The 14,181-nt window shown below is 70.3% G+C and carries 16 protein-coding genes; 13 read left to right on the forward strand and 3 right to left on the reverse strand.

Translation table 11 applies throughout. From position 1 onward, the window contains the following. Positions 1 to 140 precede the first annotated feature (140 nt). On the forward strand, positions 141 to 644 hold the full coding sequence (locus ACFWZ3_RS11185) for an energy transducer TonB (RefSeq protein WP_439707812.1): 504 nt from the start codon (positions 141 to 143) through the stop codon (positions 642 to 644). Here ACFWZ3_RS11185 and ACFWZ3_RS11190 read toward each other — a convergent pair. Then, a complete protein-coding gene (locus ACFWZ3_RS11190) occupies positions 629 to 1,159 on the reverse strand; it encodes a gamma carbonic anhydrase family protein (protein ID WP_439701072.1) in 531 nt (176 codons plus the stop codon). The genes ACFWZ3_RS11185 and ACFWZ3_RS11190 overlap by 16 nt on opposite strands. A 96-nt stretch (positions 1,160 to 1,255) precedes the next feature. Between ACFWZ3_RS11190 and ACFWZ3_RS11195 the strand changes: the two genes are divergently transcribed. The 6 genes from ACFWZ3_RS11195 to ACFWZ3_RS11220 all read left to right on the forward strand — a co-directional run bounded on the left by ACFWZ3_RS11195 (position 1,256) and on the right by ACFWZ3_RS11220 (position 8,034). After that, complete coding sequence (locus ACFWZ3_RS11195; RefSeq protein ID WP_439707813.1) at positions 1,256 to 3,313, forward strand: M3 family metallopeptidase; 2,058 nt, start codon at positions 1,256 to 1,258, stop codon at positions 3,311 to 3,313. A gap of 117 nt (positions 3,314 to 3,430) precedes the next feature. Beyond that, positions 3,431 to 4,792, forward strand: a complete 1,362-nt coding sequence (locus ACFWZ3_RS11200; protein WP_439707814.1) for a cation:proton antiporter — start codon at positions 3,431 to 3,433, stop codon at positions 4,790 to 4,792. A gap of 31 nt (positions 4,793 to 4,823) precedes the next feature. After that, positions 4,824 to 5,594 carry an exodeoxyribonuclease III gene (gene xth / locus ACFWZ3_RS11205; protein WP_439707815.1) on the forward strand — a complete coding sequence of 257 codons (771 nt, stop codon included), beginning with the start codon at positions 4,824 to 4,826 and terminating at the stop codon, positions 5,592 to 5,594. 6 nt (positions 5,595 to 5,600) lie between these two features. Further along, on the forward strand, positions 5,601 to 6,284 hold the full coding sequence (locus tag ACFWZ3_RS11210; RefSeq protein ID WP_209620611.1) for a YecA/YgfB family protein: 684 nt from the start codon (positions 5,601 to 5,603) through the stop codon (positions 6,282 to 6,284). 5 nt (positions 6,285 to 6,289) lie between these two features. Beyond that, complete coding sequence (locus ACFWZ3_RS11215; RefSeq protein WP_439707816.1) at positions 6,290 to 7,045, forward strand: DUF4336 domain-containing protein; 756 nt, start codon at positions 6,290 to 6,292, stop codon at positions 7,043 to 7,045. 155 nt (positions 7,046 to 7,200) lie between these two features. Beyond that, entirely contained in the window at positions 7,201 to 8,034 is an 834-nt protein-coding gene (locus ACFWZ3_RS11220) for a pirin family protein (protein ID WP_439707817.1), read from the forward strand. A gap of 71 nt (positions 8,035 to 8,105) precedes the next feature. Here the strand turns inward: ACFWZ3_RS11220 and ACFWZ3_RS11225 are convergent, their stop codons facing one another. Further along, the gene (locus tag ACFWZ3_RS11225) at positions 8,106 to 8,624 is read right to left on the reverse strand and encodes a gluconokinase (protein WP_439707818.1); all 519 of its coding nucleotides are present in this window, start codon (positions 8,622 to 8,624) and stop codon (positions 8,106 to 8,108) included. 180 nt (positions 8,625 to 8,804) lie between these two features. Here ACFWZ3_RS11225 and ACFWZ3_RS11230 point away from each other — a divergent pair, with 180 nt between their 5' ends. From ACFWZ3_RS11230 to ACFWZ3_RS11255, 6 genes are all read left to right on the forward strand, one after another. Further along, on the forward strand, positions 8,805 to 9,251 hold the full coding sequence (locus ACFWZ3_RS11230; RefSeq protein ID WP_439707819.1) for an SPFH domain-containing protein: 447 nt from the start codon (positions 8,805 to 8,807) through the stop codon (positions 9,249 to 9,251). Between the two features lie 64 nt (positions 9,252 to 9,315). Then, positions 9,316 to 9,978: a 16S rRNA (guanine(527)-N(7))-methyltransferase RsmG gene (gene rsmG, locus ACFWZ3_RS11235; protein ID WP_439707820.1), complete on the forward strand. Its 663-nt coding sequence runs from the start codon at positions 9,316 to 9,318 to the stop codon at positions 9,976 to 9,978. A 33-nt stretch (positions 9,979 to 10,011) separates the two neighbouring features. After that, positions 10,012 to 10,857, forward strand: coding sequence for a ParA family protein (locus ACFWZ3_RS11240; RefSeq protein WP_439707821.1), 846 nt, complete (start codon positions 10,012 to 10,014; stop codon positions 10,855 to 10,857). Between the two features lie 2 nt (positions 10,858 to 10,859). Next, positions 10,860 to 11,729, forward strand: a complete 870-nt coding sequence (locus tag ACFWZ3_RS11245; RefSeq protein WP_439707822.1) for a ParB/RepB/Spo0J family partition protein — start codon at positions 10,860 to 10,862, stop codon at positions 11,727 to 11,729. A 145-nt stretch (positions 11,730 to 11,874) separates the two neighbouring features. Then, positions 11,875 to 12,591, forward strand: a complete 717-nt coding sequence (locus ACFWZ3_RS11250) for a glycosyltransferase family 2 protein (protein ID WP_439707823.1) — start codon at positions 11,875 to 11,877, stop codon at positions 12,589 to 12,591. Positions 12,592 to 12,757: 166 nt separating this feature from the next. After that, positions 12,758 to 13,126 (forward strand): DUF488 domain-containing protein, encoded by a 369-nt coding sequence (locus tag ACFWZ3_RS11255; protein ID WP_209620593.1) that lies wholly within the window; start codon positions 12,758 to 12,760, stop codon positions 13,124 to 13,126. 9 nt (positions 13,127 to 13,135) lie between these two features. Here ACFWZ3_RS11255 and ACFWZ3_RS11260 read toward each other — a convergent pair whose 3' ends face one another. After that, positions 13,136 to 14,038, reverse strand: a complete 903-nt coding sequence (locus tag ACFWZ3_RS11260; protein WP_439707824.1) for a patatin-like phospholipase family protein — start codon at positions 14,036 to 14,038, stop codon at positions 13,136 to 13,138. Positions 14,039 to 14,181: the final 143 nt, after the last annotated feature.

Consider the following 14,181-nt stretch of genomic DNA (forward strand, 5'->3'; position numbering starts at 1 on the left):
TCGCACCAGCGCGCACTCCAGCCATGTGCAGACACGGCTGCCGGTGACGCGCCGACCGGCCGCGCGAGTCACGCCACTGCAACCTGCCCTCGCTACCGTGCGCCGGCCGCGTCCCTGCGCGGGCCACTGGCGACCCCTGCATGTCCGTTTCCCTCGCGCCTACCCGCCGCCACTTGCTGGCCGTCGGCGCCCTGCTCCTGGTCGTGGCCGCGCTGGGCCTACTGCGGCGCCCCTCTATCCGCCCCGTGGCCGACGACGAAGCGGGCGGACGCGCCATCCTGCTGGCGCTGGCGCAGACCGCCGAACGCGAGCATCGCCTGCTGGCCCCGGCCGGCAGCAACGCCTACGAGTTCTACCTCAGCGTGCTCGGCCTGGAGCCCGACGACGCGGCCACCCGCGAGGCGTTGCAACGGCTGTTCCCCACGGCCACGAAGGTGGTCGAGCAGACGATCGACCGTGGCGAGCTGGACGAGGCCGAGCGCGAGCTGCGCCTGTTGCGTGACTTCGATGCGGACAACTACCTGCTGGCGCTGCTGGCCGGCAAACTCACCGCGCAGCGCCACCTGGAAGTGCGCCGGCATGAGGCACGCGCGGCGATCCTGCAGGCACGGCTGGCGCGCCGGGCCGTTCAGCCGGCGAGGTAGGCGTCCTTCAGGCGCATGTAGTGTTCGGCCGAGTAATGCAGCTGCTCGACCTGGCTGTCGGTCAGCACGCGCACGCACCGGGCCGGGTTGCCCAGCCACAGCTCGCGCTCGCCGACCACCTTGCCCGGCGGGATCACCGCGCCGGCGCCGACGAAGCCGTGCTTCTTCACCACCGCGCCGTCGAGCACGGTGGCGTGCATGCCGATCAGGCAGTAGTCCTCCAGCGTGCAGGCATGCACCACCGCGGCATGGCCGATCGTTACGCCCTCGCCGATCAGGCAGGGATAGCCCGGGCCGTAGGGTCCCTCATGGCTGACGTGCACGATGGTGCCGTCCTGGATGTTGGTGCGCGCGCCGACGCGGATGGAGTGCACGTCGCCGCGCAGCACCACGCCGGGCCAGACCGACACGTCGTCGCCCAGCACCACGTCACCGATCACGCTGGCGGCCGGGTCGACATAGACGCGCTGGCCCAGGGTGGGCGCGATGCCCTTGTAGATACGCAGATTGTTCATCCGCCCGATTGTAAGTGAGCACACACCGGCGGTGCCTGCGCGGCTTGAATTCGCCCAGCCCGGTCGCCACGCTGGAACGATCCCAAGGAGTTTTTCATGGACCAAGCCAACCCGCTGCTCGCCGACCAGCCGCTTCCCGCCTTCTCGAAAATCACGCCCGAACACATCGAACCGGCGGTCGACGCCATCCTGGCCGACTACCGCGCCGGCATCGACGCGCTGACCGCCGCGGACGCGCCGAAGGACTTCGCCACGGTGATGCTCACCCAGGAGCGGCTCGAGCAGCGCCTGGCGCATGCCTGGGCGCCGGTCGGCCATCTGCACGCGGTGGCCGACAGCGAGGCGCTGCGCGCGGTGTATGGACCGGCCGAGGAAAAACTTACCGAGCATGCCATCGAGCTGGGCCAGAACCGCGCGCTGTATGCCGCCGTGCAGGCGCTGGCCGATGCGCCGACCTTCGCCACCCTGCCACGACCGGAACGCGCGCTGGTCGAGCACGCGCTGCGCGACTTCAGGCTCTCCGGCGTCGCGCTGGAGGAACCGGCGCGCTCGCGCTACCGGGAGATCGGCGTGGCGCTCTCGCGCCTGTCAACCGAGTTCGCCAACGCCGTGCTGGACGCGACCGAGGCCTGGCATGAGCACGTCACCGACGAACGCGACCTCGAAGGCCTCCCCGAGTCTTCGAGCGCGGTGCTGCGTCGCTACGCCGCCGAGCAGGACCTGGAAGGCTTCCTGGTCACGCTCAAGCAGCCCAGCGTGCAGGCGGTGCTCACCTATGCCGACAATCGCGGCCTGCGCGAGCGCGTCTACTGGGCCTACCAGACCCGCGCGTCCGACCAGGGCCCGGACGCGGGCAAGTTCGACAACAGCGCGCGCATCGAAGAGATCATGAAGCTGCGCCACGAGGCGGCGCAGCTGCTCGGCTTCGCCAACGCCGCGGAGGAGTCGCTGGCCACCAAGATGGCCGGCTCGCCGACCGAGGTGCTGGAGTTCCTGCACGACCTGGCCGCGCGCGCCCGACCGGTGGCGCAGCAGGAGCTGGACGAGCTGCGCGCCTGGGCGCAGGCGGAACTGGGCCTGGACAACCTCGAGCCCTGGGACGTCGCCTATGTCTCGGAGAAACTGCGCCAGCAGCGCTACGCGCTGGACGAGGAGCAACTGAAGCCCTACTTCCCGCTGCCGGCGGTGCTCGACGGCCTGTTCGCCCTCACCGGCAAGCTCTACGGCATCACGCTGAGCCCGCGCGAGGACGTCGACGTATGGCATCCGGACGTGCGCTACTACGACGTGCGCGACGCCGACGGGCGCGTGTTCGCCGGCGCCTACGTCGATCTCTACGCGCGCAACGGCAAGCGGGGCGGCGCCTGGATGGACGTCTGCCGCGCGCGCTTCGACGATGCCGCCGCGCACCAGCTGCCGATCGCCTTCCTCACCTGCAACTTCGCCCCGCCCACCGAGGGCAAGCCGGCGCTGCTCAAGCACGACGACGTGCTCACCCTCTTCCACGAATTCGGCCACGGCCTGCACCACCTGCTGACCGAGATCGCGCTGCCCTCGATCGGCGGCATCGACGGCGTGGAGTGGGACGCGGTGGAACTGCCCAGCCAGTTCATGGAGAACTTCGGCTGGAACCGCGAGGCGCTGGACCTGTTCGCGCGCCACTGGCAGACCGGCGAGCCGCTGCCCGACGAGCTTTACCAGCGCATGCTCGCCGCGCGGCACTACCATGCCGGCCTGTTCCTGGTGCGCCAGCTCGAGTTCGCGCTGTTCGATTTCCTCATGCACCTGGAATACGACCCGGCCCGCGGCGCCCGCACGATGGAAGTGCTCGAGCAGGTGCGCCACCAGGTCGCGGTGCTGCACCCGCCGGCCTGGCAGCGTTTCCCGCATGCGTTCACGCACATCTTCTCCGGCGGCTACGCGGCCGGCTACTACAGCTACCTGTGGGCCGAGCTGCTCAGCGCCGATGCCTTCGGTGCCTTCGAGGAACTGACCGAGCACGGCGGCAGCGTGATCGACCAGGCCACCGGCGAGCGCTTCCGCCGCGAGATCCTCGCCGTCGGCGCGAGCCGTCCCGCACTGGAAAGCTTCATCGCCTTCCGCGGCCGCAAACCTGAGCCGGAGGCGCTGCTGCGCAGTCACGGGCTGACCTGACAGGCAAACCCTGCGGGAGCCGAACGCGGTTCCTGCCGGCGCGGGGCCGGCGCTGTTCATCCGCTGTCGATGCCACCCCGGCGACGCTAGGGGCCGGTTCGGTCGACGGAAACCGACATGGGTTTTCTTGGATGGATGGCGGCCTGCGGCGCCCTGCTGATGGTCATGTCGCTGGCGGCCGGATGGATCCGGCCGTTGCCGCTGACGCAGTTCGCGTTGTACCTGGTGGTCGGCGTCGCGATCGGGCCGTGGGGCCTGTACCTGCTCGACGTCAACTTCCTGGCTGACGCGCCCTGGCTGGAGCGGCTGACCGAGGTGGCATTGATCATCTCGCTGTTCGTCGGCGGCCTGAAGCTGCGCATGCCCTGGCGCGCGCGGCCGTGGCAGGTGGCGCGGCGGCTGGCGTTCCCGGCGATGGCGTTGTCGATCGCGGGCACCGCGCTGGCGGCGCACCTGCTCCTTTCTCTGGACTGGCCGCTGGCGCTGCTGCTGGCGGCCATGCTGGCGCCGACCGACCCGGTGCTGGCCAGCACCATCGCGGTGGACAACGCGGCCGACCACGACGGCCTGCGCGTGGCGCTGTCCGGCGAGGCGGGGATGAACGACGGCAGCGCGATGCCGTTCCTGCTGCTGGCGCTTGGCTGGCTGCATGGCGGGCTCTCATGGGGCGCCGTCGGCGAGTGGGCGCTGGTCAAGCTCGTGTGGGGCGTGGGCGCCGGACTCGCGCTCGGCTTCGGGCTCGGCTGGCTGGTCGGCCGGCTCGGCACGCAGTTGATGCGGATCGGCCGCGACCCGGGACCGGGCGCGTTGCTCATCACCGGCCTGGTCGCGGTGACCTACGCGGTCGCCGAGGGCATCGGCGCCCTTGGCTACCTGGCGGCGTTCGCCGCGGGCGTGGGCATGCGCGTGGTCGAGGTCGGCGTGATGCGCGAGCACCCGCATCCGCGCCTGCCTCGCGAGCACGACATCACCCGCACGCCGCCGGCCGAATTCGTGGTGCGCCCGGTCCTGGACGGCGGCGTCGACCGCGACCAGCCGGTGGAGATCGTCGGTCACCTGGTGGCCGAGGCGCTGACCTTCGGCAACGTCATGGAGCACCTGCTCGGGCCGCTGCTGGTGTTGCTGCTGGGCATCGCGCTGGCGCGCCACTGGGAACCGCAGGCGCTGCTGCTGGCGGGTGTGCTCTTTCTGGTGGTGCGCCCGCTCGCCACCTGGATCACCACCATCGGCATGCAGCTGCACTGGCGCCGGCGGTTGTTGCTCGGCTGGCTCGGCATCCGGGGCATCGGCGGTCTGAACTACCTGGCCTTTGCATTGCTGCACGGACTGGACGGCGAGCCGGCGCGGCTGGTCGCCGGCGTGGCGGTCACCACCATCACCCTGAGCGTGGTGGTGCACGGCTTCAGTGCGCAGCCGCTGCTGAGCTGGCGCCGCCGGCGCATGGCACGCCAGCAGCGCAAGGCGGCCGCGCGCGGATAGCCGTGCCCGGCGCATCGCCTACAATGCGCCGATGAAGATCGCCTCCTGGAACGTGAACTCGCTGAAGGTGCGCCTGCCGCAGCTGACCCAGTGGATGGCCGAGGCGCAACCGGACATCGTGGCGCTGCAGGAAACCAAACTGGAGGACGCGAAGTTCCCGGTCGACGAGCTGGCCGCGGCCGGCTACCGCGCGGTGTTCTCCGGCCAGAAGACCTACAACGGCGTGGCGATCCTGGCGCGCGGACATGCGCCGACCGATGTGGTCACCGACATTCCCGGGCTGGACGATCCGCAGCGGCGCATCCTCGCTGCCACCGTCGGCGACCTGCGCGTGGTCGACCTGTACGTGGTCAACGGCAAGGCGGTGGGCGATCCGAAGTACGACTACAAGCTGGACTGGCTGGCCAAGGTGCGCGAATTTCTGGCGCGCGAGCACGAGCGTTATCCGAACCTGGTGGTGCTGGGCGACTTCAACATCGCGCCGGAGGACCGCGACGTACACGACCCGGTCGCCTGGCGCGATTCGGTGCTGTGCTCGGTACCCGAGCGCGCGGCGCTCAACGCGATCACCGCTCTCGGCCTGCATGACAGCTTTCGCCTGTTCGAACAGGACGCCGGCCACCACAGCTGGTGGGATTACCGGCAGGCCGCTTTCCGCCGCAACCTGGGGTTGCGCATCGATCTGATCCTGCTCGGCGAGGCGCTCAAGGGCACCGCGCGCGCGGCCGCGATCGACCGCGTGCCGCGCAAGTGGGAACGCCCTTCCGATCACACCCCGGTGACGCTCGATCTGGATATCTGAGGAACGATGAACAGCACTCCGCCTGAAGAATGGCCCAGCTCCCTCACCGACGAGGAACTGGACGAGCTTGACCGTTATCTGCGCGGCCACGCGGACGAAGGCCGCCTGTTACTGGACGGCGTCCACGGCATGCTCTCGGCGATCGCCGTCGGCCCGCTCGAGGTGCTGCCCGACGAGTGGCTGCCCGAGGTGCTGCACGATCCCTTCGTCGACGAGGCCGAAGGCAACCGCGTGCTGGAATTGCTGGCCAAGTTGAACGACTCGATCCGCGTCGAGCTGGACGTCGAGGCGTACGAGCCGATCCTGGGCGAAGTCGATACCGACACCGGCCCGGCGCTGTCGGCGGCCGGCTGGTGCGAAGGCTTCAGCCGCGGCATCGATCTGCGTGCCGCGTTGTGGGAGAAGCGCCTGGCCGAGGACCCGCAGCTGATGGAGATGCTCGGTCCGGTGATGGCGCTGGCAGTGGACGAGGGCATCCTCTCGGCTGAGGCCGAGTTCGAGAAACTCACCGACGAGGAATACGACGAGTGCCTGGCGCAGGTCGCGCCGGTGCTGGGCGCGGTCGACCACTACTGGCAGGAGCACCCGGCCACCGAAGCGGAGCTGGCCGCGCTCGCCCGCACGCCCCCGCCGCCGGGCGAGGAAGCGCCGCCGCCGCCGCGCCAGCGTAGCGGCCACTGGGTGCACTGACCGGCGTGGGCGGTCCGGCGCTCTACGCACCGATCAACACGCTCAAGCCGGTCGCGCCGGACCTCTGGATCGCCGATGGCCCGATCGTGCGCATGGCGGCGCCGCTGGGCATGAGCGCGCCGTTCCCGACCCGCATGACGGTGGTGCGCCTGCCCGATGGCGGGCTGTGGTGCCACTCGCCGATCGCGCCGGATGCGTCCCTGTTCGAGGCTGTCGACGCGCTCGGCCCGGTGCGCCACCTGGTCTCGCCGAACAAGATCCATTACACGCACATGGCCGCCTGGAAGCGGCGTTACCCGCAGGCCGTCGCCTGGGCTTCGCCGGGCGTGCGCGAGCGTGCCGCGAGCCAGCGCATCGAGGTGCACTTCGACGCCGACCTGGAGGACACCGCGCCGTCGGCCTGGGCCGGCACGCTCGACCAGCTGCGATTCAAGGGCAGCCGGGCCATCGAGGAAGTGGTGTTCCTGCACCGCCCGAGCGCCACGCTGATCCTGGCCGACCTGATCGAGAACTTCGAAGCCGACCGCCTCGACACGCCGATGCGCTGGCTCGCGCGCTTCGGCGGCGTGCTTGCGCCCGCAGGCAGAATGCCGCTGGACATGCGCCTGACCTACCTGGGCCACAAGGCCGAGGCGCGCGCCTGCCTCGAACGCATGCTCGCCTGGCATCCGCAGCGCATCCTCCTGGCGCACGGCCAGTGCTTCATGGACCACGGCGAAGCCGAGCTGCGTCGCGCTTTCGCTTGGCTGGGTCCCCTGTAGGAGCGCCCTTGGGCGCGACCGCCATGCACCGGTCGCACCCAGGGGCGCTCCTACAGAAAGCTTTCGGCGAACAATCCGTTCACGCCGCCACGCTTGGCCCGGTCGGCCACCGGCCCCATGCTCATGGACATCCTTCCAAGCCGGAGGCGTTTTCCATGAGCCAACGCACCATCACCCGCCGCGTGCGCGGCATCGACACCAACGACGGCGCCGGGGTGAAGCTCAAGCGCATCATCGGCCAGCCCAACCTGGACATGCTCGACCCGTTCCTGCTGCTGGACGAGTTCCGCTCCGACCAGGCCGGCGACTACATCGCCGGCTTCCCCGAACACCCGCACCGCGGCTTCGAGACAGTCACCTATATGCTGGCCGGGCACATGCGCCACGGCGACAACCACGGCAACCAGGGCGACCTCGGCCCCGGCAGCGTGCAGTGGATGACCGCCGGGCGCGGCATCCTGCATTCGGAGATGCCGCAGCAGGAAAACGGCCTGCTGTGGGGCTTCCAGCTGTGGGTGAACCTGCCGGCCGGGGACAAGATGACCGCGCCGCGCTACCAGGACATCGCGCCGGAGCGCATCCCGCAGGTGGAACCGTCGCCGGGCGTGCAGGCGCGGGTGATCGCCGGGCGGCTGGGCGACGCGATCGGCCCGGTGCAGGGCGTTGCCACCGAGCCGCTGTACCTGGACATCATGCTGGCCGCCGGCGCGCGCTTCGAACTGGACCTGCCGGCCGAACACCACGCCTTCGCCTACGTGTTCGAAGGCGAGGCGGCCGAGGTCGGTGGCGAACCGCTGCCGCGCGGCGAGCTGGCGGTGCTGTCCGGGGGCGACCGCCTGACCCTGGGTGCCGGCGCGAGCGCCGCGCGGCTGCTGGTGGTGGCTGGTCGGCCGCTCAACGAGACCGTCGCGCGCTACGGGCCGTTCGTGATGAACACGCCGGCGCAGATCCAGGAGGCGATCGCCGACTTCCGCGCCGGGCGGTTCTGACGTCCGCTGCCGCCGCAAGGCGGGCTTGAGCCACCTGCAGGTGAGATGGCTGAAACCCACCCTGTGCGCGGCTAGCGCGGCAGGTCCTGTTGCGCGAGGCCGTCGAGTGCCTTGGCCACGGTCGCCTCAATGCTGCCGTTGGCATCGACTTGCAGTGCCGGCTCGTCGCGTTCCGGCTCCTCCAGCGTCGCCAGCTGGCTACCCAGCAACCTTGGCGGCATGAAGTGCTCGCGCCCGCGCATGCGGCGGGCCAGTTCGCCGTGGTCGACCTGCAGGTAAACGAAAAACACCGCCGGACCGGCCTGCCGCAGGCGCTCGCGGTACGCCCGCCTGAGCGCCGAACAGGCGACCACGGCGCTGCGCCCGGCCGCCAGCTCCTGCTGCATCCACGCAGCGATCGCGTCCAGCCAGGGCGCGCGGTCGGCGTCCTCCAGCGGCACGCCCGTGCTCATCTTGGCGATGTTGGCGGACGGGTGCAGGTCGTCGCCGTCCAGGAACGCGTAGCCCAGCGCCTCGGCGAGTCGCCGGGCGATGGTGCTCTTGCCCGAGCCGGACACCCCCATCACCACCAGCATCACCGGGTCGCTCATCGGCACCGGGCGGCGGGAAGCGGGCGAAGTGTGCGTGCAGTCACGTCGTGGCACTCAAGGCAGGGAGCGGGCGGCCGATGTGCTTGGCAAGGGAGTTAAAAAGCCATTAATCCTGCCTGGCACGGGCCGCCCTAGCATCGGACCCCTGCCAAGTCGTCTGCAACCCACCGGCCATCCGCCATGATCGCGCTCCTGGTCTCCATCGCCCTCCCCTGCCTGGTTTCGGCCGTGCTGCGCCGCGTGCCGCCCGGGCACGTGCAGGTCGTCCACCGCCGCGGCCAGTCGCGCCTGCTCGAGCCGGGCCTGCACCTGCTGTGGCCGGGGCTGGACCGCGCCGGGCACCGGATCGACCTGACCGGCCAGATCCTGCAGTTCCAGGACGCGCTGGGCGACGCGCGCGGCGTCCGCGGCCGGGTCTACTGGCAGGTGCTGGAGCCCGAGCGGGTCGATCCAGTGATCGAGCAGGCGGCGCAACTGATCCGCAATAGCGCGCTGGAAGCCCTGCACGGCGAACCGGCGCCCGAACCGGACCAGCGCGCGCTGGGCAGCCGGCTCAAGCGCGTATTGAACGGCGTGCTGCGCGAGCGCGGCCTGATGGTCACCCGGGTGGAGCTGGAGCTGGCCTGAGGGCGCTGGCTTCGCCGCGTCCACCCGGGGATACTGGGCGGTCCTGCCAGCCCCCGGACCGTCCATGAGCTCCCGCCCCGTCCTGCATCACCGGCTCGAACAGGGCCTGGCCGCAATGGGCCTGGTGCTGCCACCCGGCGCGGTCGAGCGCCTGCTCGACTACCAGGCCCTGCTCGAGCGCTGGAACGGCACCTACAACCTCACCGCCGTGCGCGACCCCGCCGAGATGGTCACCCGCCACCTGCTCGACTCGCTGGCGATCCTGCCCTACGTGGAAGGCGCCAGCCTGGCCGACCTCGGCACCGGCCCGGGCCTGCCCGGCATCCCGCTGGCGATCGCGGCGCCCGGGCGCGAGGTGTTGCTGGTCGACTCCAACGGCAAGAAGGTGCGTTTCCTGCGCGAGGCGATCCGTGCGTTGAAGCTCGACGGCGTGCGCGCGGTGCAGTCGCGGGTGGAGGAGGTCGAGGGCCGGTTCGACTGCGTCACCGCCCGCGCTTTCGCCAGCCTGGCCGACATGCTCGCCTGGGGCGGCCACCTGCTCGCCCCGGCGGGCCGCTGGCTGGCCATGAAGGGCAAGCCGTCGGCCAGCGAGATCGCCGCCCTGCCGCCCGGCTTCGCCGTCCAGGCCATCCATGCGCTGGACGTGCCCGGGCTGGGCGCCGAGCGCAGCCTGGTCGTCATCGGCCGCGCGGGCCCGGGTGAATCCGGCCCTGCCGCGCCCTGCTAATCTACCTGTCCTTTGTTGCACGACCGGATGACCATGGCCCGTATCATCGCTGTCGCCAACCAGAAAGGCGGCGTCGGCAAGACCACCACGGCGGTCAACCTCGCGGCGGCGCTCGCGGCCGCCAAGCGCAAGGTGCTGCTGGTCGACCTGGACCCGCAGGGCAACGCCACCATGGCCTCGGGCGTGGACAAGCGCGAGGCCAAGCCCAACGGCTGCGAGGTGCTGCTGGACGAAGCGCCGATCGAGCGCGCCATCGTCGCCACTGAGGCGCATTACGACCTGCTGCCCGGCAACGGCGACCTGACCGCCGCCGAGCTCAAGCTGATGGACGCGATCGCCCGCGAGAGCCGGCTCAAGGAACAGCTGGCGAAGATTTCGGACAGGTACCAGACCATCCTGGTCGACTGCCCGCCCTCGCTGCACCTGCTTACGCTCAACGCGCTGGCGGCCGCCGACGGCGTGCTGGTCCCGGTGCAGTGCGAATACTTCGCGCTGGAAGGGCTCTCCAGCCTGCTCGACACGGTCAAGGCGGTGCGCCAGCGGCTGAATCCCAAGCTGGAGATCGAGGGCCTGCTGCGCACCATGTACGACGTGCGCAACAACCTGGGCAACGAAGTCTCGGCGCAGCTGACCCAGCACTTCGGCGACAAGGTGCTGCGCTCGATCATCCCGCGCAACGTGCGCCTGGCCGAGGCACCTAGCCACGGCCAGCCGATCCACCTGTACGACCGCAGCTCGCGCGGCGCGATCGCCTACATCGGCCTGGCCGGCGAGATCATCCGCCGCGAACGCGGCGCGCAGGCGGCCGTGGCCGCACTCAACGACATGCACGATACCGGCGCGACGCTCGACGCGGCCGCCGACATCCACCAGGAGTAACCATGGCCGCCGCGAAGAAACGGGGACTCGGCCGCGGGCTGGACGCGCTGCTCGGCGGCGACGGCGCCGGCGCCGCATCGTCGCTGGAGCAGGAAGGCGAGCTGCGCAGCCTGCCGATCCAGCAGATCCAGCCGGGCAAGTACCAGCCGCGCCGGCACTGGAACGAGGAGGCGCTGGACGAACTGGCCGCCTCGATCAAGGCGCAAGGCCTGATCCAGCCGGTGGTGGTGCGCGCCATCGGCAGCAACAGCTACGAGCTGATCGCCGGCGAACGCCGCTGGCGCGCCGCCCAGCGCGCGCAGATGGGCGAGATCCCGGCACTGGTCAAGACGGTCGACGAGGCCGCCGTGCCGGCGATGGCGCTGATCGAGAACATCCAGCGCCAGGACCTCACGCCGCTGGAAGAAGCCGATGCGCTCAAGCGCCTGATCGACGATTTCGACCTCACGCATCAGCAGGCCGCCGACGCGGTCGGCCGCTCGCGTGCGGCGGTGTCGAACCTGCTGCGCCTGATCGACTTGCCCGCGCCGATCAAGAAGCTGCTCGACGAGGGCAAGCTGGAGATGGGCCACGCCCGCTGCCTGCTCACCCTGGACGAAGGCATCGCCGTACCGCTGGCGCGCCAGGCCTCGACCCTGGGCTGGAGCGTGCGCGAACTGGAAGACGCCGCGCGCCGCGCGCAGGCCGCGCCCAAGGGCAAGGCCAAGGCTGGCGGCTCGCGCGATCCCAATGTCGACGCGCTCGAGCGCGAGCTGGGCGAACGCTTCGGCGCGCGCGTGGAGCTGGCGCAGGGCCGTGGCGGCCGCGGCAAGCTGGTCATCCACTACCACAGCAACGACGAGCTGGACGGCATCCTCGGCAAACTGCGCTGATCGGCCTTTCCTGTAGGAGCGCCCTTGGGCGCGACCGCCATGCATCACGGTCGCGCCCAAGGGCGCTCCTACAGGGATCTCAACCTGCGCCGTCGGCGCGCATCGGCGATAATCGCCGCCCATATCGTTCCTCCGGACTGGCCCCATGCCCGATCTTTCCGTCGTCGTGCCCGTGTTCAACGAGCGCGACAACATCCCGCCGCTGCTCGCGGAAATCGCCACCGCCCTGCGCGGCAAGGCCGACTTCGAGATCGTCTACGTGGACGACGATTCCACCGACGACAGCCGCGCGGTGCTGGCCGCGCAGAAGGCCCAGTATCCGGAGCTGCGCGTGCTGCACCACGTGACCCGCAGCGGCCAGAGCACCGCGGTGTCCAACGGCGTGCGCGCCGCGCGCGGCAGCTGGATCGCCACCCTGGACGGCGACGGCCAGAACGATCCGGCGGACATCCCGCGCCTGCTCGAGGCGCGCCGGGATGCGCCGCCCGAAGTGAAGCTGTTCGCCGGCTGGCGCACCACACGCCGGGACAGCTTCAACAAGCGCATCTCCTCGAAGATTGCCAACGCGGTGCGCTCGCGCATGCTCAAGGACGCCACGCCCGATACCGGCTGCGGCCTGAAGCTGTTCGAGCGCGAGATCTTCCTGCGCCTGCCCTACTTCGACCACATGCACCGCTACCTGCCGGCGCTGGTGCGACGCGCCGGTTTCGAGAGCCGCAGCGTGCCGGTGGGCCATCGCCCGCGCACTGCGGGCACCTCCAAGTACGGCATGCTCGATCGGTTGTGGGTCGGCCTGGCCGACCTGCGCGGCGTCGCCTGGCTGATGCGCCGGGCCAAGGTCACCCGCGTCGAGGAGCTCTGAGCCTCGTTGCCGTTGTAGGAGCCCGCTTGCGGGCGATGCTCCTTTTCGAAAATCCCGACAGAAGGGCATCGCCCGCAAGCGGGCTCCTACAAGAGGCGCGTCGCTTCGCGTACCGCTCACCCGGTGGGGGTAAGCTTGGCGCAGGTTTCCTTCCAAGGGGGACGCCATGAGCCTGACCGTCAAACGCGTCTATGACCCGCCCTCGCCCGGCGATGGTTACCGGGTGCTGGTCGATCGCCTGTGGCCGCGTGGGCTGAAGAAAGACAACGCCGCGCTCGACCTGTGGATGAAGGACGTCGGCCCCTCGCGCGAACTGCGCCAGTGGTTCGGCCATGAGCCCAATCGTTGGGAAGGGTTTCGCCATCGCTACGCGGGCGAGCTCGATAACGTCCCTGAGACTTGGCAGACGCTGGCCGAAAAGGCCCGCCACCACCATGTGACCCTGCTGTTCGGCGCGCGCGACGAGGAGCACAACAACGCGGTGGCGCTGAAGGCCTACCTGGAAAACTACCTCAGCGCGCACGGCCCGCACTGACGGCGGCAACTAGCCCCGGCGCGCGGCCTCGAACCGTTCCAGCGCCTCGCGCGTGCGCGTCCGACCCAGCTCGATCAATTCGCTGGCGCGGTAGAACTCATAGGTTGCGGCGGCGTCGCGCGGGATCTCGATAAGCAGGTCCGGCTCGTACGCAGCCAGGCGCAGCCGCGAGAGGTTGGACTGCATCAGGTCCATCGCCTGGTTCAGCAGGGACAGTGCACCGGGTTCCGGCACGCGCGCGGGCTTGTCCTCGCCGCGCGCGAGCAGGCGGTCGAGCCAGCTGGGTTCGGCGCCGGGGTCGGCCTTGGCATCCCGCTCGGGGGCGGCGAGGGCGCCAGAGGGGCCGTCCAGGCTGATCGCGAACACGATCTCGGCGCGCTCGCGGATCAGCGGCGTCACCGGCACCGGGTTGAGCAGGGCGCCATCGACCAGCCGGCGGCCCTCGATGGTGTACGGCCGGAAGATGGTGGGGATGGCGATCGAGGCGCGGATGGCGTCGAACAGCTGGCCGCGGGTCAGCCACACCTCGCGCTCGCGGTCGATGTCGGTGGCTACCGCGGTATAGGCCAGCGGCAGATCCTCGATGCGCGCGTCGCCGATCAGCTCGCGCAACGTCTCGATGATCTTCTCGCCCTTGATCAGGCCGCCGCGGAAGGTCCAGTCGACCAGCCGCAGCACGTCGAATCGCGCCAGCTTGCAGACCCAGTCGCGATAGACGTCGAGCTTGCCCATGGCGTAGATGCCGCCGATCAACGCGCCCATGGAGGAGCCGGCGATGGCGCCGATCACATAGCCCTGGCGCTCGATCTCCTCGATCACGCCGATGTGCGCCAGTCCTTTCGCGCCACCGGCGCCCAATGCGAGGGCGACGGTACGTGGGCGCGGCACATCCGCGGCTGCGGGCTGGCTCATGCGATAGCCTGTGAAGAGCAAGTCCTCACGATACGTTAGCGTGGGGCTGTGGTGAAGTCTGCGTCCGGACGTCCAGCGGCCACGACCGTTATGATGGTCCGTCGGCGTCCGCGCCATTGACCAGGCAGCCCAAAAAGGAACCA

Origin of the sequence: Frateuria sp. GZRR35, assembly GCF_051900415.1 — a bacterium.
In the GTDB taxonomy this organism is placed as follows: Bacteria; Pseudomonadota; Gammaproteobacteria; order Xanthomonadales; family Rhodanobacteraceae; genus Frateuria_A.

What these genes read in the sequence shown, in the direction of transcription:
- ACFWZ3_RS11195 (WP_439707813.1), top strand. Translation starts at nt 1,256, where the DNA reads ATGGACCAAGCCAACCCGCTGCTCGCCGACCAGCCGCTTCCCGCCTTC.
- ACFWZ3_RS11240 (WP_439707821.1), top strand. Translation starts at nt 10,012, where the DNA reads ATGGCCCGTATCATCGCTGTCGCCAACCAGAAAGGCGGCGTCGGCAAG.
- ACFWZ3_RS11210 (WP_209620611.1), top strand. Translation starts at nt 5,601, where the DNA reads ATGAACAGCACTCCGCCTGAAGAATGGCCCAGCTCCCTCACCGACGAG.
- xth (WP_439707815.1), top strand. Translation starts at nt 4,824, where the DNA reads ATGAAGATCGCCTCCTGGAACGTGAACTCGCTGAAGGTGCGCCTGCCG.
- ACFWZ3_RS11225 (WP_439707818.1), bottom strand. Translation starts at nt 8,624, where the DNA reads ATGAGCGACCCGGTGATGCTGGTGGTGATGGGGGTGTCCGGCTCGGGC.
- ACFWZ3_RS11200 (WP_439707814.1), top strand. Translation starts at nt 3,431, where the DNA reads ATGGGTTTTCTTGGATGGATGGCGGCCTGCGGCGCCCTGCTGATGGTC.
- rsmG (WP_439707820.1), top strand. Translation starts at nt 9,316, where the DNA reads ATGAGCTCCCGCCCCGTCCTGCATCACCGGCTCGAACAGGGCCTGGCC.
- ACFWZ3_RS11255 (WP_209620593.1), top strand. Translation starts at nt 12,758, where the DNA reads ATGAGCCTGACCGTCAAACGCGTCTATGACCCGCCCTCGCCCGGCGAT.
- ACFWZ3_RS11185 (WP_439707812.1), top strand. Translation starts at nt 141, where the DNA reads ATGTCCGTTTCCCTCGCGCCTACCCGCCGCCACTTGCTGGCCGTCGGC.
- ACFWZ3_RS11230 (WP_439707819.1), top strand. Translation starts at nt 8,805, where the DNA reads ATGATCGCGCTCCTGGTCTCCATCGCCCTCCCCTGCCTGGTTTCGGCC.
- ACFWZ3_RS11250 (WP_439707823.1), top strand. Translation starts at nt 11,875, where the DNA reads ATGCCCGATCTTTCCGTCGTCGTGCCCGTGTTCAACGAGCGCGACAAC.
- ACFWZ3_RS11245 (WP_439707822.1), top strand. Translation starts at nt 10,860, where the DNA reads ATGGCCGCCGCGAAGAAACGGGGACTCGGCCGCGGGCTGGACGCGCTG.
- ACFWZ3_RS11260 (WP_439707824.1), bottom strand. Translation starts at nt 14,038, where the DNA reads ATGAGCCAGCCCGCAGCCGCGGATGTGCCGCGCCCACGTACCGTCGCC.
- ACFWZ3_RS11220 (WP_439707817.1), top strand. Translation starts at nt 7,201, where the DNA reads ATGAGCCAACGCACCATCACCCGCCGCGTGCGCGGCATCGACACCAAC.
- ACFWZ3_RS11190 (WP_439701072.1), bottom strand. Translation starts at nt 1,159, where the DNA reads ATGAACAATCTGCGTATCTACAAGGGCATCGCGCCCACCCTGGGCCAG.